The 20,233-nt window shown below is 66.0% G+C and carries 18 protein-coding genes; 7 read left to right on the top strand and 11 right to left on the bottom strand.

Annotated features, from left to right (window positions below):
* Window position 1: 1 nt before the first annotated feature.
* The 7 genes from SBP01_RS07600 to dinB form a co-directional block, all read right to left on the bottom strand.
* A complete protein-coding gene (locus tag SBP01_RS07600; protein WP_320538004.1) occupies window positions 2-1,642 on the bottom strand; it encodes a UDP-N-acetylmuramoyl-L-alanyl-D-glutamate--2,6-diaminopimelate ligase in 1,641 nt (546 codons plus the stop codon).
* A gap of 81 nt (window positions 1,643-1,723) precedes the next feature.
* Entirely contained in the window at window positions 1,724-3,526 is a 1,803-nt protein-coding gene (locus SBP01_RS07595; RefSeq protein ID WP_320538003.1) for a penicillin-binding protein 2, read from the bottom strand.
* A 104-nt stretch (window positions 3,527-3,630) separates the two neighbouring features.
* Window positions 3,631-4,299: a hypothetical protein gene (locus SBP01_RS07590; RefSeq protein ID WP_275213543.1), complete on the bottom strand. Its 669-nt coding sequence runs from the start codon at window positions 4,297-4,299 to the stop codon at window positions 3,631-3,633.
* A complete protein-coding gene (gene rsmH, locus SBP01_RS07585; protein ID WP_320538002.1) occupies window positions 4,296-5,288 on the bottom strand; it encodes a 16S rRNA (cytosine(1402)-N(4))-methyltransferase RsmH in 993 nt (330 codons plus the stop codon). The genes SBP01_RS07590 and rsmH overlap by 4 nt, the downstream gene beginning before the upstream one ends.
* Window positions 5,289-5,453: 165 nt before the next feature.
* Window positions 5,454-5,882 carry a division/cell wall cluster transcriptional repressor MraZ gene (mraZ, locus tag SBP01_RS07580; protein WP_190988940.1) on the bottom strand — a complete coding sequence of 143 codons (429 nt, stop codon included), beginning with the start codon at window positions 5,880-5,882 and terminating at the stop codon, window positions 5,454-5,456.
* A 552-nt stretch (window positions 5,883-6,434) separates the two neighbouring features.
* Window positions 6,435-6,806, bottom strand: coding sequence for a DUF3040 domain-containing protein (locus SBP01_RS07575; RefSeq protein ID WP_320538001.1), 372 nt, complete (start codon window positions 6,804-6,806; stop codon window positions 6,435-6,437).
* A gap of 264 nt (window positions 6,807-7,070) precedes the next feature.
* Window positions 7,071-8,228 (bottom strand): DNA polymerase IV, encoded by a 1,158-nt coding sequence (dinB, locus tag SBP01_RS07570; protein WP_414004290.1) that lies wholly within the window; start codon window positions 8,226-8,228, stop codon window positions 7,071-7,073.
* 140 nt (window positions 8,229-8,368) lie between these two features.
* Between dinB and SBP01_RS07565 the strand changes: the two genes are divergently transcribed.
* Window positions 8,369-8,896 carry a hypothetical protein gene (locus SBP01_RS07565; protein WP_275213539.1) on the top strand — a complete coding sequence of 176 codons (528 nt, stop codon included), beginning with the start codon at window positions 8,369-8,371 and terminating at the stop codon, window positions 8,894-8,896.
* Window positions 8,893-9,987 carry a polyprenyl synthetase family protein gene (locus SBP01_RS07560; protein WP_275213538.1) on the top strand — a complete coding sequence of 365 codons (1,095 nt, stop codon included), beginning with the start codon at window positions 8,893-8,895 and terminating at the stop codon, window positions 9,985-9,987. Before SBP01_RS07565 ends, SBP01_RS07560 begins: the two co-directional genes overlap by 4 nt.
* Window positions 9,988-10,064: 77 nt before the next feature.
* On the opposite strand, the gene SBP01_RS07555 is transcribed toward SBP01_RS07560, so the two are convergent.
* On the bottom strand, window positions 10,065-10,418 hold the full coding sequence (locus SBP01_RS07555) for an Rv2175c family DNA-binding protein (protein WP_275213537.1): 354 nt from the start codon (window positions 10,416-10,418) through the stop codon (window positions 10,065-10,067).
* Window positions 10,419-10,659: 241 nt separating this feature from the next.
* Here SBP01_RS07555 and SBP01_RS07550 point away from each other — a divergent pair, with 241 nt between their 5' ends.
* The gene (locus SBP01_RS07550) at window positions 10,660-12,045 is read left to right on the top strand and encodes a LysM peptidoglycan-binding domain-containing protein (RefSeq protein ID WP_320537999.1); all 1,386 of its coding nucleotides are present in this window, start codon (window positions 10,660-10,662) and stop codon (window positions 12,043-12,045) included.
* Window positions 12,046-12,159: 114 nt separating this feature from the next.
* Complete coding sequence (gene pknB / locus SBP01_RS07545; RefSeq protein WP_320537998.1) at window positions 12,160-14,250, top strand: Stk1 family PASTA domain-containing Ser/Thr kinase; 2,091 nt, start codon at window positions 12,160-12,162, stop codon at window positions 14,248-14,250.
* Window positions 14,251-14,406: 156 nt separating this feature from the next.
* Here the strand turns inward: pknB and SBP01_RS07540 are convergent, their stop codons facing one another.
* Both SBP01_RS07540 and SBP01_RS07535 read right to left on the bottom strand, forming a co-directional pair.
* Window positions 14,407-15,798 (bottom strand): class II 3-deoxy-7-phosphoheptulonate synthase, encoded by a 1,392-nt coding sequence (locus SBP01_RS07540; protein WP_275213533.1) that lies wholly within the window; start codon window positions 15,796-15,798, stop codon window positions 14,407-14,409.
* Window positions 15,799-15,869: 71 nt separating this feature from the next.
* On the bottom strand, window positions 15,870-16,682 hold the full coding sequence (locus SBP01_RS07535; protein ID WP_320537997.1) for a lysophospholipid acyltransferase family protein: 813 nt from the start codon (window positions 16,680-16,682) through the stop codon (window positions 15,870-15,872).
* A 112-nt stretch (window positions 16,683-16,794) separates the two neighbouring features.
* On the opposite strand from SBP01_RS07535, the gene SBP01_RS07530 reads away from it, so the two are divergent.
* The 3 genes from SBP01_RS07530 to SBP01_RS07520 are packed head-to-tail and all read left to right on the top strand — an operon-like array spanning window position 16,795 to window position 19,047.
* The gene (locus SBP01_RS07530) at window positions 16,795-17,595 is read left to right on the top strand and encodes an alpha/beta hydrolase (RefSeq protein ID WP_320537996.1); all 801 of its coding nucleotides are present in this window, start codon (window positions 16,795-16,797) and stop codon (window positions 17,593-17,595) included.
* Window positions 17,592-18,386: an alpha/beta hydrolase gene (locus SBP01_RS07525; protein ID WP_320537995.1), complete on the top strand. Its 795-nt coding sequence runs from the start codon at window positions 17,592-17,594 to the stop codon at window positions 18,384-18,386. The genes SBP01_RS07530 and SBP01_RS07525 overlap by 4 nt, the downstream gene beginning before the upstream one ends.
* Window positions 18,379-19,047 (top strand): hypothetical protein, encoded by a 669-nt coding sequence (locus tag SBP01_RS07520; RefSeq protein WP_320537994.1) that lies wholly within the window; start codon window positions 18,379-18,381, stop codon window positions 19,045-19,047. The genes SBP01_RS07525 and SBP01_RS07520 overlap by 8 nt, the downstream gene beginning before the upstream one ends.
* 26 nt (window positions 19,048-19,073) lie before the next feature.
* Here the strand turns inward: SBP01_RS07520 and SBP01_RS07515 are convergent, their stop codons facing one another.
* On the bottom strand, window positions 19,074-20,165 hold the full coding sequence (locus SBP01_RS07515) for an ROK family glucokinase (RefSeq protein ID WP_414004277.1): 1,092 nt from the start codon (window positions 20,163-20,165) through the stop codon (window positions 19,074-19,076).
* Window positions 20,166-20,233: the final 68 nt, after the last annotated feature.

Here is a 20,233-nt window from a genome sequence, read left to right as displayed (position 1 = left end):
TCTAGGACTCTATCCGCTCGTCTTGGAGAACCGTGAATCCCCTGGCTGTCAAGGCGTTCCGGAGTTCCACCCGGTCGTCGAGGGGGAGGTTGACGCCCTTGACCTCTTGCCAGACCTCGTGGCCGCGGCCGGCAACGAGGATGGTGTCCTGCCGCCGGGCCAGCTCGGCGGCACGGTTGATGGCCGCCGCCCGGGGGTGGATTTCCTCGATGACGCACGTGAGGGCGCCCTGTTCCTGCGCGGCCCTGGCACCCGCCAGCACGTCAGCGCGGATGGCCTGTGCGTCCTCGTCATGGGGATCGTCATCCGTGACGATCACAACGTCGGCGAGCTGTGCTGCGATGGCTCCCATGGCAGGGCGCTTGCCTTGGTCCCGCTGCCCGGTGGCACCGAAAACAACGATCACCCGGGAGCCGGGAAGAGGTGACCGGACAGCCTCGAGCGCGCGGGCCAGCGCGTCGGTGTTGTGCGCGAAATCGACGACGGCGGCGGGCTCCTCGGCGACGAGCTGCATACGGCCGGGCACCGCAACGGTGAAGGGATCATGGCTGTCCAGGGCGGTCTGCAGAGCGGCGGTTTCCACTCCGCTGGCCAGGACCATCACGCTGGCCAGTGCCGCGTTGGCGACGTTGAAGGCGCCGGGCAACGCGGTGTGGATCTTCAGCCGGGCCTCGTCCGGACCGCTGAGGGTGAATTCGGTGCCCAGCCCGCGGGGCGCCGTCGAGGTGACTGTCCAGTCGGCGGGACCGTTGCCGGGGGCAGACGCGACGGTCGTGACCGGAATCCCGGCCGCGGCGGCAAGCCTGCGGCCCCATTCGTCGTCGACCATCACCACGGCGGCGCGGGCACGGCGGGACGTGAAGAGTTCGGCCTTGGTGGCGAAGTAGTCGTCCATGGTGCCGTGCAGGTCCAGGTGGTCCTGGGTCAGGTTGGTGAACCCGGCGACGTCGAAGACCACCCCGTCGACGCGCTGGAAGGAGATGGCGTGGGAGGACACTTCCATGGAGGCCGCATCCAGGCCGCGCTCCCGCATGAGCGCCAGGAGGCCGTGCACGTCCGTTGACTCGGGCGTCGTGAGGAGGCTGGGGATGGGCTCCCCGCCGGCGAGTATTTCGATGGTTCCGATCAGGCCGGCCCGTTGTCCCAGCGCGCGAAGGAGGGAGTTGAGGAAATACGTGGTGGTGGTCTTGCCGTTTGTGCCCGTGACCCCGAACAGGCGGGGCGGGTGTCCGGCGGGAGGCTGGCTCCGGTAGATCATGGCGGACAAAGGACCCACTACGTTGCGGGGACTGTCCACCACAAGCACGGGGACCGCGGTGTCGGCGGAAAGTGCCAGCAGCCGGGCGCCGGCGTCGTCGGTCAGGACGGCCACGGCGCCCCGCTCCACGGCCTGGCCGGCGAAGTCCGCTCCGTGGCGGGAACCACCCGGCAGGGCGACGTAGAGGTCGCCACGTTCCACCGTGCGTGAATTGAGCGAGATTCCCGTGACGCTTACGGCAGCCGATGCACCCGGCACCTGCACGCCGATGGCCTCCCCGATGCCGGCCAGTCGGACTGCAGCCACCGCCGATGGCCTGAACCGGGAGGCGGCGGACTCCCCCGCCGGCCCGGTATGACTGCCTGGTGCGTTCTGCTCTGACAAGGGAATCTCCGATGGTGCTAGTGGATCGTGCCCGCGCGAAAAAGCCTCGCTGCGGGCGGTAAAAGTATTGCTGGCCTGGTGTTACTTAGCGAACTGCGGCAGCCTGGCCGGTTCGCCGGTGGACGGCTGGACGTTGAAGGTGCGCAGCGTCTGGCTCATGACCGACCGGAAGACCGGACCGTTGGTGATGCCGTAGATGCTGCCCTTGGGACGCTGCAGGACCACCTCAACAATAAACCGCGGATCGTCCATCGGCGCCATCCCCACCATGGAGGCCGTGTAGCCGCAGAACCCGGATTTGCCGTCGTCGCACGGGGACTCGGACGTGCCGGTCTTGGCTCCCACGCGGTAGCCGTCAATGGCGGCGTCCTTGATCTGGCCTTCGGTCACGGCGCTTTCCAGGATGTCCCGGACCTGCCGGGCCGTGTTGTCCGACACCACCTGCCGCGAAGGCTGCGGAGCCACTTTTTCTTCGGTGCCGTCCGCGGAAACGTAGGAGTCGATCAGGCGCGGCTGAAGCATCACGCCATTATTGGCGATGGTCTGGAAGGCGCGGACGGTCTGCAGGGTGGATTGTGAGACGCCCTGTCCGAAGAGCACGGTGTACTGCTGGCGGCTGTCCCACTGGTCCGCGGGCGCAAGGATGCCGGACCCGGTGGCAGGGAGTCCGATGTCCGGTGCCTCGCCAATGCCGAATTTCCGCAGCCAGTCGTAGCGTTGCTCCTTGCTCAGCCGGGAGCCGGCCGCCACGGTGCCCGTGTTCATGGAGTACCCCAGGATGCCGGCGAGCGTGCGTTCCTCGGTCCCGTGGGTGAAGGCGTCCGTGAACGTCTGGCCGTCGATTGTGTAGGAGGGCGGGAGCGTGAAGGTGTCCAGCGGGCTGGACTTTCCTTCCTCGATGAGCGCCGAGGCGGTGATCATCTTTTGCACGGAGCCCGGTTCGTAGGCAGCCGTCACCGTGCGGACTCCGCGGTCCTTGGCGGCCACCCTGCCGGGGTCGTTAGGGTCGGGGGCGTTGGTGTCGGCCATGGCCACGATGTTGCCCGTCTTGACATCCATCACCAGGATGCTGCCCCATTCGGCACCGAGCTTGTCGCTTTGGCTTTGGATGGCCTGCTGGGCGAAGTACTGGAGATCCGAGTTCAGGGTGAGCTTGACGTCCTTGCCGTCCTTCGGCGGTGTCAGTTCGTCCACACCCACAGGGATCCTGAGGCCGTCGGCACCGATTTCGAAGAGCCGTTTGCCGTCCTCGCCGCGCAGCAGCGCGTCCTGGGTCTGCTCAATGCCGGCCTGGCCGGTGCCGCCGTCCTGCAGGAAGCCGATGATTCCGCCGGCGATCGATCCGTTCGGATAAACGCGCTTGCTGACGCCCTCGGTGACGATGCCGGGGATTTGCAGGTTGGAGACCCTGTCCTCGAGATCCGGTTTCAGGTCCTTGGCCACGATGTAGTAGCGCTGTTGGCCCGTGACCGCGTTCCGGACGGCGTCCAGGTCCATGCCCAGGACGGAGGCCAGTTCGTTGAGCCCCTGCTCCCGCGACACGTCGACCAGTTTGTCCTTGCCGTCTACCTTGGCGAGCCTTTTGAACGTCTCCGTCTTGGTGTTGACCGTCTGGTCCACCACAACGTTGTAGCGGATCACGCTGTTGGCAAGGACTGTGCCGTTGGCGTCCAGGATGCTGCCGCGCTCGGCAGGCAGTGATGTTTGCCGCATGCGATAGTCGAGGGCGGCTGCCGCCATCCCGCCAATATCGAGGCCCTGGACCATAAAGAGTTTGCCGCCCACCACCAGCAGCAGGGTCAGCATGATTCCCAGGCCGAGGCGCAATCGCTTGGTGGCGTTCGGCGCCTTGACAGCCTTTGCCTTACGGGTTGTCTGCGCCACCGTGATTCCTTGCTACTCGCCTTGTTGCCTGCTCTGGTGCCCGGCTGGGCACCCGGCCTTTCGCTGACCGGCTGCTTTTCAGCGGCCGCCCCGCTACCGCCCTGCTACTGCCCCGGTACCTTCTGCTCCGGGGCGGGAACAGAGCCGCCGTGCAGCTCCACCGCAGGTGCCGGCGCTGCCGGTACCGCAGCCGGCGGGGCAACCGCTGCCGGCGGCGCCGCTGCCGCCGTCGGCTCCTGGCCGGCGGGTTTGCGGCTCGCGGAGGGTTCGGGCGCCGTCACCGGCGGAACCACTGTCAGCACCCCGGGAACTGCCGGTGCCGGGATAACGGCTCCGGCAGCGCCACCTTTCACGGCCGGTGTTGCCTTGCCTGTGACCGTGAGGGTGGAAAGGTCAATCTGTCCTTTGACCGTGGAAGCTACCATTCCCAAGTCTGCAGCCTTGGCGGCCAGGTTCTGGGGAGCCTCGAAGTTCTGGAGTTGCTGTGTCAGATCCTGGTTCTGCTTGGTGAGTGTGCTCTGCTTGCCCCTCAGCTCCACGAGCTGGTACTGGGAGGTGGACACCGAAATGTTGAGCACAAGCACCGCAACGAGCGCCACGGCGAGCAGGGCGAAGCACATCACCACAAAGGGGGCCCGCCTCTTCTTGGGCGCAGAGCGCACCACGGACAGCGGGGTGCGCTCCTTGCGGCCCGGACCTGCCGGCTGGGTCCTGATAGCAGGCGCGCTGCTGCCGGAGATGACCGGGAAGTTCTTGACAGCGGCGGTGCTCATGCTTCTCTCCTGGCTCTGATGCGTTCCACGGCGCGCAGCCTGGCGGAAGCAGCGCGGGGGTTTTCGGCGATTTCGACGGCGGTGGGTACCTCAGTGCCCTTGGTCAGGGTCTTGAGGGTTGCCTTGTGTTCTTCCAGCTCCACGGGGAAGCCCAGCGGCGCCGACGATTTGGAGCCGGCCTGGAAGAAGGACTTAACGATCTTGTCCTCAAGGGAGTGGTAGGACATCACCACGATGCGTCCGCCGAGGGCCAACGCATCCACGGCGGCAGGAATGGCGCGTTCCAGCACGTCGAGTTCCTCATTGACTTCGATCCGGAGAGCCTGGAAAGTCCGTTTCGCCGGATGGCCGCCGGATTTGGCGGCTGCGGCCGGAACCACGGAACGGATCTGTTCCACCAGTTCACCGGTGGTGGTGAACGGTGTGACTGCCCGTGCTGCCACGATCCTGTTGGCGATCCGGCCGGCGAATTTCTCCTCGCCCCATTTCCGGATGATGCGGACCAGATCCTCTTCGCTGTAGTTATTGACCACGTCCGCGGCGGTCTGGCCGCGGCTGGTGTCCATCCGCATGTCCAGCGGAGCGTCGAACGAATAGGCGAAACCGCGTTCACGCTCGTCCAGCTGAAGTGACGAGACGCCCAGGTCCATCAGGATGCCGTGGACTTCCCTGACCCCGAGGTCCTCGAGGACGTCGGCAATTTCGTCGTACACGGCATGCACCAGGTCAGTGCGGTCGGCGAAGCGGGCCAGCCGCTCCCCCGCCAGCGCCAGCGCCTCTTCATCGCGGTCGATGCCGATCAGGTGCAGGTCCGGGAAGCGCTCCAGCATCGCCTCGGAGTGACCCCCCATGCCGAGGGTCGCGTCAATGGCGATGGGCGTTTCGCCCCGGCGCCGTGCCGCTTCGAACCCTGGCGCCAACAAATTGATGCACCGGTCCTTGAGGACCGGCACATGGCGTTCGGACGTCGGCTTCGGGTGATCATTCATGCCTTCGTCCTTTCAGTCGGCGGGTATCCTGGGTGCTTCTTAAGCCAGATCCCCATCCGCGCCTATCGTCCCGCCGCCTGGCTCCGGGGAAGTGAGCCAGGTGGACTGTGCGATGGGCGGCTGGAGATCTCGTTCAAGAAGCGGTCTTCAGTGCCGTTCAGGTGATTAGAGAATCCCCGGAATGGCGTCGTCGGTTTCCGAGAAGGCGGTTTCCTTCTCAGCCAGGTACTCGTTCCAGGCCTGGGCGTCCCAGATCTCGGCCCGGGTGCCTGCGCCAATGACGGCCAGTTCCCTGCCGAGGCCTGCGTACTCCCGGAGCGCCGCCGGAATGGTCACGCGCCCCTGCTTGTCAGGTACCTCGTCCGAGGCTCCAGAGAGAAAGACGCGAATGTAGTCCCGGGCCTGCTTGGAGGAGATTGGCGCCTCCCGCATTTGCTCGTGCACCCTCGCAAATTCCTGCTCACTGAAGACGTAGATACAACGCTCCTGGCCCCTCGTGAGAACCAGCCCGGCGGCAAGTTCCTCGCGGAACTTTGCGGGGAGGATAATCCGGCCCTTTTCGTCCAGACGTGGTGAATGCGTGCCAAGAAACACTGGCCCACCGCCCGTCTGCCGTCAGGAACTGCACATCCCCTAATGTTGCAACTACCCTCTTATGTCCTCCACATTACTCCACTTTCCCCCACAGTCAATGCAAAATAGGCCCGCGGCGCCCCCTTTTGAGGATCTCCGGCGCCACAGGGCGCGCAATGGCGCGGTGGAGGGGTGTGGAGGGAACGGGGAGCGGCGCGGGCGCGCCGGAAGCCCGCGGGCCGGCGGCGGCTCGATCCGCCGTCGCGCCCTCCCCCAGGAGGTGCCCGCACCCTGCACAGGAGGTGCCCGCACCCTGCACAGGAGGTGCCGGCACAGGAGATGCCTACCGGAGCTGCCCGCAGAAGTTGCCGGCCGCCGTCGTGCTGCTCCCTGATGGAGCGGGCTGGCCGTTAAATGCCGAAGACCCGCCGGGGCGGGTCTTCGGTAGCGGCCCCCGTCAGGAGCAAGCGCCCGGCGGGGAGAAAAGTGGAGGGGCTGGAAGTGGAGGAAAAAGGACAGACCCCAGCGGAGTGGGCTCAGCCGGCCCGGGAGGTCCGGAGGAGAGCGAGTTCCCTAGGAGTCGTCGCGGCGGCGTTCGTCCCAACGTTCTTCCAAGCTGGACATAAACGAACTCCGCGGCTTTCCGGCTTTCCCGGCGGGAGCGGAGCCGGCCCTGGTGCCGGGCCCCTTCCGCATGGTGGCGAAATAGACGCCGCCGCCCATGACCACAAAGCCGAGGACACCAACGATGATGATCTGCGTGGTGACACCGACCAGGAGCAACGCGATGCCCGCCAAGGCGCAGAGGACACCGATGACGAGGTGCCGGGTGGACCAGGTACGTCCAGGATCCGAGCCCATGCTGTTTGCGAACTTCGGATCGTCCTCGTGCAGCTGCTTCTCCAGCTGCTCAAGCAGCTTCTGTTCGTGCTCCGAGAGCGGCATCACGACCTCCTTAAGTAGGCCAACGTCCGGGCTGGTCCCATCCCGTACTCCTGCTCCAATAACGACCCACATGCCCGGGAGGTTCCCAACCGCCAACGGTGGCGGATTGCGAACACCGGCATGAGGGTGACTGGAACGGCAGCGCGTCCAAGAAGTCCGGCAGTAACTGAAAACTATGTACATATAAGGATAGTTTGTCGGGGCCTGTTCTGAAAGACGGCCGCTACCCTCCTGAGCGGTCGTGAACCCGCACCGCAGCGCCTGTTATCTCGGTCCGCCCGGGTCCAGGAGGCTGGCCGGCAGGACCGACTTGTTTCCGAACTTCCGGCTGACCTGGTCCAGCGCGTGTTCAGCAGCACGCCAGTTGTCATCCCTGCGGTCAAAGCTCAATTGGAGGGAGGTCTGTGCGGCCTCTTCCAGCTGCTCCGCCCGGATGCCCACCAGCCGGACGGTCATGGGCCGCGGCCCCAGGGCTTCCAGCAGCTGGAGCGCCACCCCATGGATCAGCTGCGCGCTGTCCACCGGTGTATGCACGGTACGGCTCCGGGTAATCGAGGAGAAATCCGCGTACCGGAGCTTCAACGCCACGGTCCGCGCCACGGATCCTGAACTCCGCAACCGGCCGGCGGTGCGGTGGGCCAACCGCAGCAGCTCGCGGCTGATCACGGCATCATCCCCGGTGTCCACAGCGAACGTCTCTTCCGCGCCGATGCTCTTTTCCAGCCGCACTGGAGTCACCGGACGGGCATCGATCCCCCACGACAGCCGGTAGACGTGCTCACCGGTGGCTCCGAGCACCTTCTTCAAGGACGTCACCGGCGTGGCGGCCACATCCGCGACCGTCCGGATGCCCATCCGGGCCAGCACGTCAGCGGTCTTGGCCCCGATGCCCCAGAGTGCGCCTACAGGGAGGCTGTGGAGGTAGGGCACGGTCTCATCCGGGCTAATGAGCAACAGCCCGTCAGGCTTGCAGCGGGTGGACGCGATCTTGGCCACGAACTTGCTCGCTGCGATCCCAACGGACGCCGTAATGCCCAGCTCGGCGGAAACCCGGCGGCGGATCAGCTCGCCGATTTCGCGCGGCGGGCCCAACCGCCGGATTGCCCCTCCCACGTCGAGGAAGGCTTCATCAACGCTCAACGGCTCGACGAGGTCCGTGATGGAGTGGAATATTTCCATCAGCTGTGCGGACACTTCGTAGTACAGCTTGTGGCGCGGCTCGATGATGACGGCCTGAGGGCACATCCTGACCGCGACTGCCATGGGCATGGCTGATTTCACGCCGAAGGCCCGCGCCTCGTAGGAGGCTGACAGGACCACGGAGCGGTCCGCGGGGAATCCCACAATCACCGGCTTTCCGATGAGCTCGGGACGCGTGCGCAGCTCCACTGAGACGAAAAACGCGTCCATGTCCACGTGCATGATGCAGTTGCGTCGGAGCTCGCGAAGACCCGCTTCGGTGTACTGGTTGTTCTGCTCTGGCCCCACAGCGGCAATTCTAGCTGTTGGTACTGACTAAACTGGAGGCTGAGCCCGGCATCAACCCCAGGAGGAAAGTCCCTGTGACGGTCACGAAAAATCTCAAGCCAACAGGATTGGCGGCCCTCGCCGCCGGTGCAATGCTGGCCCTTGCCGCTTGCAGTCCCGCGGCGCCCGACGCCACGTCATCGTCAGCAGCTACTTCCTCACCCGCCTCCACCACCTCCACCGTTACGGCCTCGGCGAGCCCGACGGCGTCACCGGGCACCTCTGCCACGGTGGGCAAACTCGTGGAAGGGTTTCCCGAGGCACTGATACCGGTCATGCCCGGTGCCACGGTGATCTCCAGCAGCCTGGACAAGGCCAAGCAGCCCGCCACCGCGGCGCTGGTTGCCAGCATCACCGCCCCTACGGCCGCCGTCGTGGACTTCTACACCAAGCACCTCGAAGGCCAGGGATTCAAGGCAGTGCCCGGCGATGCCGTCGGAGCGGTGGCGTCCAAGGACTTCGTCCGCAACGACAACGAGACGGTGAACGTTGCGGTGGTTGAAGCGGCCGGTGTTTCCACCTTCACCATCGGGGCCAACGCGGCAGTCGAGCCAGCCAAGTGACTGTCTCGGAGCAGCTGAGGCATGAACAGGCCGCATTTGTGGCCGCTGTAGCCGGCGAGCTGACGGAATTCCTCACCACGCGCCAGGCCCTGGTGGCAGGGATTTCCCCCGACATCGAGCCCCTCATGGGATCAATCTCCAACCTGGTGACCGGAGGCAAGCGGCTCCGTGCCCTCATGTGTTACTGGGGTTGGCGGGGGGCCGGCGGTGAGCCGGGGTCCGGGCAGATCGTGACGGCCGGATCCGCCCTGGAACTGTTCCAGGCTGCGGCGCTCATCCACGACGACATCATTGACCGCTCGGACACCCGAAGGGGCGGCCCGAGCGTGCACCGCCGGTTCAGCCAGCTGCATGACGCCCAGGGCTGGGCGCTGGACAGTGAACGGTTTGGACACGCGGCGGCCATCCTCACCGGGGACCTGTGCCTGTCCTTCAGCGAGGAGGCCTTCACCGACATTGGCGGCCAGGCGGCCTCGGGAAGCAGGGCGAGGCTGATCTTCAACCTCATGAGAACTGAGGTGATGGCGGGCCAGTACCTGGACATCCTCGAAGAAGTCGCCGGGCCCGTCCGGGACCGCGCAGGCGCTGTGACCCGGGCCCAGTCGATCATCAGGTTCAAGTCGGCGAAGTATTCCACCGAACATCCGCTCGCGCTCGGGGGTGCCCTGGCGGGGGCGTCGGATGCCCTGCTCCGCGGCTATTCGGCATTTGCCCTGCCACTGGGTGAGGCTTTCCAGCTGCGTGACGACGTCCTGGGCGTGTTCGGTGACCCCGTAACCACCGGCAAGCCGGCCGGGGACGATCTGCGCGAAGGCAAAAGGACGGTCTTGATCGCACTGGCGCTCGAGCACGCCTCGGCGCAGGAGTCAGCGTTTATTGATGCCAAGCTCGGAAGCCCTGACCTGGGCGACGCGGACGTGGCCGAGATCCGAAGGATCATTGAGGAATCCGGGGCGCTGCAGGCCACCGAACTGCTCATCAACGAGTTCGGCACCGCCGCCTATGAGGCCCTGGAACTGCTGCCGCTCGATGAATTGCCGAAGACGGCGCTGCGGCGGCTGGCCGAAGCCACCGTCAGCCGCGCCGCCTGATTCCCGGAATAGCACCCGCCAGCAACCCGCGGCGCCTGGAGCGGGAGCTACCAGGCCCGCCGGTACGGGAGTCCGCGTTACCAGGCCAGAGTCTGTGCCCTGCGCCGGATCTCGGTTTTCCGGCCTTCGCGCAGCGCATCAATGGGGCGGCCGCGCAGGGAATCGTCGTGGGTGAAGAGCCAGACGATGAGGTCCTCATCCGAATAGCCGGCATCCGCCAGAACCACAATGGTTCCCCGCAGGCTGTCCACCACCTGGCCATCCTGGATAAACGCGGCCGGAACTGAGCGGATCCGCCGCTCCCCGACGCGCAGGGCAGCCAGCGCACGTTCATCAATAAGGCTATGGACTTTCGTAATCGAAACATCCAGCAATTTGGCGACATCAGGCAGGGGCAGCCACTCGCCCACAAGGCTTTCTACGTTACTCACGGATCAAGGTTGCCACGGCCGGAGCCCTGCCGCCTAGTCAGCTTTGCCCTGCAAGTGGATGAACGGACCGACACTCCACAAAACCGGAGATACCCGTTGGGCTCAACTTATTGTGCTAGCGGCAAATTCATGAGAGATTCACAGAGATCACATTTGTAACAAGAACAACTTAAGTAACACTAGTATCAATAGTCACACGCATCACCCGTCCCCCCGGCAGTTAAAGAAGAGGATTCCTTTCATGACGACGTCCCGCTCGCCAAAGCAGGCAACCCGGCCGAGTCTGCCCATGATTGCGGCCACCACGGCCGCACTTCCTGCGGTGGTCCTGTCGTCCCTGGCCCTCGCACAGCCAGCGCCTGCAGAGGCGCCGGCACGCGCCATCCCCGCAACGCTCGCGGCCGCCATGAAAGCACAGGCAGCTGAGGCTAAAGCCGCAATGATCCCGGCAGCCTCCGTATCATCCAGCATTCCCACGGCCTTCAGGCCCGCCCAGCCCGCAGCCCCCGCCGACTACACCATCGCCCGCGGCGACACCATCAGCGCCATCGCGGGGAAGTTCGGCCTCAATACCGGCGAGGTACTGGCTCTGAACAACCTGCAGCCGAACACCATCATTTACCCCGGCCAGAAAATCCGGCTTTCCGGGTCTGCCGCGTCGCCCGCCCCGGCACCGGCACCGGCCGCCGCCCCGGCTGCCCTGGCCAACTCCGGCGGAAGCTACACCGTGAAGGCCGGTGACACGCTCAGCGCCATCGCTGCCCGGCACAACGTCGGCCTGTCCGAGGTCTTCAGCTGGAACAACCTGAACATGAACTCCATCATCTATCCCGGCCAGAAGGTCAGGGTGGGCTCCGGCGAAACAGCACCGGCAGCCGCCCCCGCCGCGCCGCAGCCGGCCGCCGCGCCGGCCGCCCCGGCTGCCCCTGCGCCGGCCGCCCCCGCTCCGGGTGGCTCCTACACCATCAAGGCAGGGGACACCTTGTCCGCGATCGCCTCAAAGCACGGCGTGAAGCTCTCGGACGTCCTCTCAGCCAACCAGCTGAGCATGACCACCGTGATCTACCCGGGCAACAAACTGGTCATCCCCGGCGCCTCCATCCAGCCGGCGTCGTCTACACCTGCAGCGACGGTGACGCCCCTGGTGCCCAGCACGTTCCTCGGCTTCTCGTACCCTGAAGCCGTGGTCAGCTCCGCGAACGAGAACAAAGCATTGCTCAACGCCGCGCCGGTGCCGTCCCGGGATGAGATGCGTTCCATCGTGACTGACAGGGCCCGCGCGATGGGGGTTGAGCCGTCCCTTGCCCTCGCCTTTGCATACCAGGAGTCCGGCTTCAACCAGCGGGCCGTCTCGCCCGCGAACGCCATCGGCACCATGCAGGTCATCCCCACCTCCGGCGAATGGGCCTCAGACCTCGTAGGCCGGAAACTGAACCTCCTGGATCCGTACGACAACGCAACGGCCGGTGTTGCCATCATCAAGCGGCTCCTTGCCACCAGCAAGGACACGGACACGGCAATCGCCGGGTACTACCAGGGCCAGTATTCAGTCAGCAAGTACGGCATGTACGACGACACCAAGGCGTACGTGGCCGCGATCAAGGCGCACCAGAGGAACTTCGGCTAACCGTCAGCTTCGCAACGCACGCCGGGCCGCCTCAACGGGCAACCCGGATAACGATAAGGGTCCGGACCGCAGGTCGGTTCGGACCCTTTTTCGCTGCGGGATTAGGATCGTAAGGTGCAGGAAAAAGTCTCTGACCGTCTCGTTGGAACGCTGGTGGACAACCGCTACGCCGTCCGTTCCAAACTCGCGCGTGGGGGCATGTCCACGGTCTATCTGGCCACGGACCTCCGGCTGGAACGCGATGTTGCCCTCAAAGTCCTCCATCCGCACCTCGCCACGGATGAGACGTTCCTGGACCGGCTCGGCCGGGAGGCGAAAGCGGCCGCGAAGCTTTCCCATCCTCACGTTGTGGGAGTGCTGGATCAGGGCAACGACGGTGTCACGGCATACCTGGTGATGGAGTACATCAAGGGCCACACCCTGCGCGATGTCATCAGGTCCAAGGGTGCGCTGCCGCCGCGGTTGGCCCTGGCCCTCATCGATCCCGTAGTGGAAGGCCTGGGTGAGGCCCATGCCGCCGGCCTGATCCATCGCGACGTCAAACCGGAGAACGTCCTCATCGCCGACGACGGCCGCATCAAGATCGGCGACTTCGGTCTGGCCAGGGCCGTGACGACCTCCACCAGCACGGGCGCCCTGATCGGCACGGTCGGCTACCTCTCCCCCGAACTGGTGCTGGGGAAGACTGCCGACGCCCGCAGCGATATCTATTCGGTGGGCATCATGCTGTACGAGATGCTTACGGGCAAACAGCCGTACGACGGCGAGGTCCCTATCCAGGTGGCCTACCAGCACGTTCATAAAACGGTTGGACCGCCGTCGGACCTGGTGCCCGGGCTAGCCGCCGAAATGGACGAACTCGTCCAGTGGTGCACCGCGAACGATCCCGAGAACCGGCCGGTGGACGGCCACGCGCTCCTCCAGGAGCTGCGGCACATCCGGACGAACCTCACCAATTCCGAACTGGATCTGCGTCCTCCGGCTGCCCTGCCGGCGGGGCAGCCCAACGCCACTGAGATCATCGCGCGGACCAACAATCCCACCGCCGTCCTGTCCTCCTCACTCGGCCGGCCGCGGCCGCAGCAGCCGTCGCGGCCGCCCCATGCCCCGCCGCCGCATCACGCCCTGTACCCGCCGGACGAGCCATACCCTTCAGGCCCGCAGCAGATTCAGTACGAACAGGATTTCGCGGACCAGCCGGAGGCCGCGGAACCCCTCCCGCTCAGCAAGCGTGCACAACGGAAGCTTGACCGCGAGGATGAGAAGGCAAGGTCGCGGGCGGCCGCCACGCCGGTCCGGAACCTGCGCGAGGGAAACCCGCGCCGCCGCGGCATCCTCTGGATAGTGGCCCTGATCATCATCGCCCTGCTGGCCACCGGAGCCGGCTGGTTCTTCGGTACGGGGCCGGGCGCATCGGCGACGATTCCAACGGTCGCCAACAAGACGGTGGCCCAGGCCCAGCAGCTGTTGAGCCAGGCCGGTTTTCAGTCCCGGACCAACGATGTCTTCGACGACGACGTTTCCCCGGGGCTGGTGGTGGGCTCCGAACCTGCTGCCGGCACCGAGGTCAGGAAGTTCCAGCCTGTGGCGTTGTTCGTCTCCAAGGGCCCGCAACTGTACGAACTGCCAACGCTGACGGGCGGCACCCTGGACCAGGCAAAAGTCGCCCTGAACCAGGCCAGGATGGCCCTGGGCAATGTCACCGAACGGTTCGACGAGGCCGTGGCCGCCGGGGTGGTGCTCACCCAGGACCCAACCGCCGGCACGCCGGCGCGGCACGGCACCCCGGTGAACCTGGTGGTGTCCAAAGGCCCCCAGCCGATCCCCGTTCCCTCAGTGGTGGGTTTGGACGAGAACGAGGCCGTCGACGCCATCGAGGCGGCGGGCCTCACGGCCAAGGTGGCGAAGGACCAGGTCTTCGACCGCAAGATCCCCGAAGGCTCCGTGGTCAGCCAGGCTCCGGCCAACGGCACGCTGACCAAGGGCGGAACCGTGACGCTGACCATCTCCAAGGGCCCCAAAATGGTGCCGGTGCCCAACTTTGTGGGCAAGCAGGCGGCCGATGCCGAGCGTGAGCTGCGGAAGCTCGGCTTTGACGTGAAGATCAACAACTTCCTGGGCGGGTTCTTTGGCACAGTGCGGACCCAGGATCCCGTGGACACAGAGGTCCCGGAAGGTTCCGTCATCACCCTTACCGTGGTGTAAGCGCAGCGCCCGGCGTCACACGGGGCATGGATTCAGCCGTGCGCCGCGACGCCGGCCCCTGAAATCCGCAGGCACGCCGCCCCCGGGAACCCAAAAGGGTGCCTCCCGTGACAAAAGTCCGGGAGGCACCCTCAGCTGGGGGCACCCTTGTTGCGGTCAGTGCTTGGCCAGTGCCCCCGCCACAAGGAAGGCCATCTCAAGGGACTGCATGTGGTTCAGGCGGGGGTCGCAGACAGACTCGTACTTGTCCAGGAACGACTCCTGGTCCACCGGATCGGCGCCGCCGAGGCACTCGGCAACATCGTCACCGGTCATCTCCACGTGCAGGCCACCGGGAACGGTGCCCAGGGCGTGGTGCACTTCGAAGAACCCGCGCACTTCGTCAATGACGTCGTCGAAATTCCGCGTCTTGTAGCCGTTGGGTGAGGTGACGGTGTTGCCGTGCATCGGGTCCGTGACCCACAGGACCTGGGCGCCGGAGGCAGTGACCTTTTCGACGACGGCGGGAAGCTTCTCGCGGATGTTTCCCGCGCCCATGCGCGTGATGAAGGTCAGGCGGCCGGGTTCGCGTTCCGGGTCCAGTTTGTCGATGAGGCGCAGGGCGTCGTCCCCGGTGGTGGAGGGGCCCAGCTTCACACCGATCGGGTTGCGGACGCGGGAGAGGAAGTCGACGTGGGCGTCCTCGAGTCCGCGGGTCCGCTCCCCGATCCACAGGAAGTGGGCGGAGGTGTCGTAGGGGAAGCCGGTGCGGGAATCGATGCGGGTCAGTGCCCGCTCGTAGTCCAGCAGCAGGGCTTCATGGCTTGCGAAAAACTCCACGCGCTTGAGGGCTTCGAAGTCCGCACCGCAGGAGGCCATGAACTTAATGGCGCGGTCAATGTCCCGGGCCAGGGATTCGTAACGGGCATGCGCCGGGTTTTCGGTGAAACCCTTGTTCCACTGGTGAACCGAGCGCAGGTCCGCGAAGCCGCCCTGGGTGAAGGCCCTGATCAGGTTCAGCGTGGAAGCGGAGGTGTGGTAGGCCCGGAGCATCCGGGAGGCGTCATGGCCGCGGGACTCGGGAGTGAACTCATAGCCGTTCACAATGTCCCCGCGGTACGCCGGCAGGGTCACCCCGTTGCGGGTCTCGTCATTGGATGAGCGCGGCTTGGCGAACTGGCCGGCCATCCGGCCCATCTTGATGACGGGCATTGCTGCACCGTAGGTAAGCACCACGGCCATCTGGAGGATGGTCTTGACGCGGGCAGAGATCTTGTCCGCGGTGGCGGCCTCAAACGTTTCGGCACAGTCGCCGCCCTGGAGCAGGAAGGCCTTGCCTTGTGCCGCGGCGGCCAGACGCTCGCGGAGGACGTCCACTTCGCCGGCGAACACCAGCGGCGGAAGCACGGAGAGTTCGCGGACCGAGGCGTCAAAGACGTCCTTGTCCTGCCAGCTTGGCTGCTGGGAGACGGGAAGATCCCGCCAGTCATCAAGGCCAGGATAATCGGCGGCTCCGCTCTGGGCGGTGCTGGACAGCGAAAAGGCAGGTTTTGCAGATAGCTCAGTCACTATCTAAGACTAATGCGCTCCGGACTCTTCGGAACACCGGGCCGTCACGCGGTCCGGGGGCAGCGTCACAGTCAGCCCGCGGCGGCGTCGTTGCCGTCCGTACCGGCGTCTTCTCCCTCGGTATCTGTGGCATCGGCAACGCCGGCATCTGTCCCCGTGGCCTGGCTGCCGCCGGCACCTTTGAGGTCCGCGCCGGTGGTCTCGGCCCCGGCCAGCCGGAGTTTGACCACGGCTGCGTACTCGTCCACGTATTCCTGGCCGGAGAGCCGCATCAGCTCGAACATGATCTGGTCCGTGACCTTGCGCTGGACCAGCCTGTCATCGGCCTGGCCGGCGTACTGGCTGAAATCCAGGGGCGCCCCGAAAATCATGCCGATCCGCCGGATGTTGGGCATCCGCTTGCCGATGGGCTGGACCTTGTCCGTCCCGATCATTGCCACCGGAATGACGGGCACACCGGCCTGCAGGGCAAGCCTCGCCACGCCCACCTTGCCGCGGTAGAGGCGCGCATCGGGGCTGCGGGTCCCCTCGGGATAGATGCCCAGCAGGCCGCCGCTGGTGAGGACATCCATGCCGGCGTTCAGCGACACCGCGGATGCCGCCCCGCCGGAGCGGTCCATGGGCAGTTGATTGGTGAGCCTGAAGAACATTGCCGTCAGCCGGCCTTTGACGCCGGTGCCCGTGAAGTACTCGGATTTTGCAAGGAAAACGACCGGCCTCGGCACCATCAGCGGCATAAAGATGGAGTCGGAAAAAGACAGGTGGTTCGAGGCGATAATGGCCGCCCCCTCCGCCGGGACGTTGTCCAGTCCCTTGACCCAGGGGCGGAAGAGAAGCCGCAGTACCGGCCCCAGGAAGATCCTTTTCATGACCCAATAAAACACGTGTCGAACCTCTCCGGATGCCTGCCCGCCGGCCCCTCCATTGGGTCAGGCCAGCAATTCAATGCAACCCTACTCTAGTGAGATTTATGGCGAACAGTGACACGATGGACTCATGACAGAAAGCAGCACACCGCCCCGGCCTGCCGCTTTCAGCTACCCCGGCCACGGCCCAAACGCCAGGACCGGGATCGCGATCTGTCACGGCTTTACCGGCAGCCCGCTGAGCGTCATGCCGTGGGCTGAGGAACTTGCCGCCCAGGGATTTTCCGTTTCTGTCCCCCTCCTCCCGGGCCACGGGACTGACTGGAGGCAGCTGGCACGCTGCAACTGGCGGGAGTGGTATGACTGTTTCGAAGCCGCCTATCAGGAGCTGAACGCGCGTACCGATCATTGTTTTGTGGCCGGTTTGTCCATGGGAGGTGCCATCGCACTGCTGACCGCCGCGCGGCATCCCGTGGCAGGGGTTTCGGTGGTCAACCCGGGGCTCAGCTTCTACGACCGCCGCGTGCGCGTCATCGGAGTACTCAAGTATTTCCAGCGGACCACATCACCCATTCAGGAAGAACAGCCGACGGCGGCAGTAACGGACGACGGCGACTACTCGCGTACGCCGTTGGCGGCCGTGCACGAACTCAAGAAGCTCTTTGGCGCTGCCGCCCGCGGGCTGCACCGCATCAACGCCCCGGTCCAGGTGTTCAAATCCAGGACCGACGCCGTGGTGCCGCCCACCTCGCTCGCGACGCTGCGGCGCCGGCTGGGCCCGCGGCTGGTGGAGGTGGTTGACCTCCACAGCAGCGGCCATGTGGCTACGCTCGATGTTGACGCCCCGGAGATCTTCGGCCGTTCCATCCGGTTCTTCCTCGAACATTCCCGGTCTGCACACACCGCCCAACCCACCTCGGAGACTTCATGACCAGCCTTCCGGACCACAGCCCCTTCAGCAGCCCCGCCGCCGGTGAGGGAGCCCGGGTTGGTGTGGTCCTCTCGCATGGGTTCACGGGCAGCCCGCACGGGCTCCGCACCTGGGCCCACGCACTTGCCGACGCAGGCTACGCCGTTCGCATGCCTTTGCTCCCCGGCCACGGCACCAGCTGGCAGGAGCTGGCCAGGACCCGGTGGACGCAGTGGCATTCGGCGCTTGACGACGCCTACCTTGAGCTCGATGCCCAGTGCGACCATGTTTTTGCCGCCGGCCTGAGCATGGGCGGTGCCCTGGCACTGAGGATCGCCGCCACCAGGCCTGTCACCGGCGTCATCCTGGTCAACCCCGGCCTGGTCATCGATGACCCCCGCGCCCCGCTGGCCGGCCTCCTGAAGCTGGTACTCAAGAGCACTCCGGCGATCGCCAACGACATCCTCAAGCCCGGCGTGGACGAGGGTGCCTATCCCCGGACGCCGGTGGCTGCGGCCCATGAACTGAACAAAATGTTCAAGGACACCATCCGGCTGCTCCCCCGCGTGACCGCGCCAGTGCGGGTGTTCCGTTCAACCGTGGACCATGTGGTGTCGGATTCGAGCATCGTGGCCCTGCGCCGCGGTTTGGTCAATGCTCCCCTGACATTGACCGCCCTGGAGAACAGCTACCACGTGGCAACACTGGATAACGACGCCGAGGAAATCTTTCAGGGGTCCGTGGACTTCATCCGGGCCGTACTGGCCGAGACTGCAGCAACCGGGGTCACGGAGGGTGCTGCCCGTGACTAGGCCCGACTCCGGCTCTCCGGACCAGAGCGCCAACCAGGACGACGCCGTGTGGCTCGATCTTGTTGCCCGGCTGGAGGGCACCGACTCTGGGGGCAGCAGCGCAGGGGAAGCCAACATTGAAGCCAACATTGAGGAAGGCAACACCGGGACCGACGGCACCTCGGAAGCCGCCGGAGGGCAGGACAGCCCGGTGCCGGACGCCCCAGGCCGGCCGGCGACGTTCCGCGATTTTGATCCCCTCGGCCTCGCCGGCCGGGCACCCACCGAGTTGTCCGCGGCAGAACGGTCGGCCGCGGCCCCAACCGGCGGTGGTGGTCAGTCAGGCGGTGGTGGTCAGTCAGGCGGTGGCGGCCAGTCAGGCTCCGGGCCGGATGGTCCTACCACCGCGGACGGCCCCCGGGACTATGCGGTGGAGGACGACGACGGCGAATTCGTGCCCGAGGATCCGCCCAGCCTCGCCGGGACTGACCCGCTGACCATGCTCGCCTGGCTTGGCGCGGTGGGCGGTCCGATCGCCCTGCTCCTGTCAGCCATGTTCTGGCGGTCGGCGCCGTTGCTGGCAATGGTGGGCATAGTGGTGGCGTTTATCCTGGCCGTGGTCTTCCTGATCATGAAGCTGCCGCAGGAAAAAGACGACAACGACGACGGCGCCCGCGTCTGAGCGGTTCGGCACGGCGGCGGCGCGCCTCAGCTCCGCAGGCGGGTGCTCACACGAGAGAGGTCCGCTGCCCCGATGAGGCCTGCATTGGGTCCCAGGGCTGCCAGTTCGATGCCGGCAGCGGGACGGAAGCCGCGGCCCGTCAGGTTCCTGGCGAACGCTTTGCGGGCCGGTTCCACCAGCAGATCCCCGGCGGAGCAGAGCCCGCCGCCGATCACGAAGAGTCCGGGGTCCAGCGCGGCGGCGAGATTGGCCAATCCCAGGCCCAGCCACTCCCCCACTTCGTCCAGGAGCTCACGGCAGGCGGCATCGCCTGCAAGGGCAAGTTCGGTAACGATCGCACCGGTGATCCGCTCTGGTTTCCCTCCCACGGCAGCCAGGAGTTCCTGGGCTACCGGAGAATTGGCGGCAGCCAGGATCCTTGCTTCGCGCCCCAGCGCATTGCCGGAGGCATATTGTTCCCAGCAGCCGCGGTTGCCGCACTCACAGCGGTGGCCGCCCGGCATGATGATTTGATGGCCAAATTCCCCGGCGACCCCGAACCGGCCCCGTTCCAGCCGCCCGTCCATCACCATGGCTCCGCCGATGCCGGTGCCGAGGGTAATGCACACCATCCTGCTCTCACCCTGCCCCGCACCAAAGCGCCATTCCGCCCAGGCTGCGGCGTCGGCGTCGTTCGTCAGCAGGACGGGCCTGCGCAACAGGCGCTGCAGGTTGGCGCGCAAAGGCTCGTTGCGCCACGCAAGATGCGGGCTGAACAGTACTGTTCCGCCGTCCAGATCCATCCATCCGGCCGCGCCGATACCCACTGACCGGATCCGGCGGCCGGCACCCAGCTCGTCCACGAGCTCGACGATGACCTGTTCCACGGCCCGAGGATCGCTGCCTGGCGTGGACCGCCGTGCCTCACACAGGATCCGGCCTTCGCTGTCCACCACTCCGGCCGCCACTTTGGTGCCGCCGATGTCAATGCCGATGGCCAGCCCCTTGCGCCCGGGCCGCACGCCCGCGCGCAACTGCCCGCCTCGCCAGGTCGTTCTGCGGCCAGGCCAGGGCCCCCGCCGCCAGGGCAACGGCCGGCTGGTCGGACTGGCCTGCTCATGGAGGGAAGCTGCGTACATAGTGACTCATTCTAGGCGCGCCCGGTGCCGGTTCCGGCAGCCCGGCCCCGAACCTTCCCGTACCCTTT

It is taken from the genome of Pseudarthrobacter sp. IC2-21 (assembly GCF_034048115.1).
Taxonomy (GTDB): Bacteria; Actinomycetota; Actinomycetes; order Actinomycetales; family Micrococcaceae; genus Arthrobacter; species Arthrobacter naphthalenicus.
The sequence above is the reverse complement of the archived record's forward strand: the minus strand, read 5'-3'. Positions and strand labels throughout refer to the sequence as shown.

Coding starts and splice junctions, on each gene's coding strand:
- SBP01_RS07530 (WP_320537996.1), top strand. CDS start 16,795: ATGACAGAAAGCAGCACACCGCCCCGGCCTGCCGCTTTCAGCTACCCC.
- SBP01_RS07590 (WP_275213543.1), bottom strand. CDS start 4,299: ATGAGCACCGCCGCTGTCAAGAACTTCCCGGTCATCTCCGGCAGCAGC.
- dinB (WP_414004290.1), bottom strand. CDS start 8,228: ATGCACGTGGACATGGACGCGTTTTTCGTCTCAGTGGAGCTGCGCACG.
- rsmH (WP_320538002.1), bottom strand. CDS start 5,288: ATGAATGATCACCCGAAGCCGACGTCCGAACGCCATGTGCCGGTCCTC.
- SBP01_RS07575 (WP_320538001.1), bottom strand. CDS start 6,806: ATGCCGCTCTCGGAGCACGAACAGAAGCTGCTTGAGCAGCTGGAGAAG.
- SBP01_RS07515 (WP_414004277.1), bottom strand. CDS start 20,165: ATGTACGCAGCTTCCCTCCATGAGCAGGCCAGTCCGACCAGCCGGCCG.
- SBP01_RS07525 (WP_320537995.1), top strand. CDS start 17,592: ATGACCAGCCTTCCGGACCACAGCCCCTTCAGCAGCCCCGCCGCCGGT.
- SBP01_RS07550 (WP_320537999.1), top strand. CDS start 10,660: ATGACGACGTCCCGCTCGCCAAAGCAGGCAACCCGGCCGAGTCTGCCC.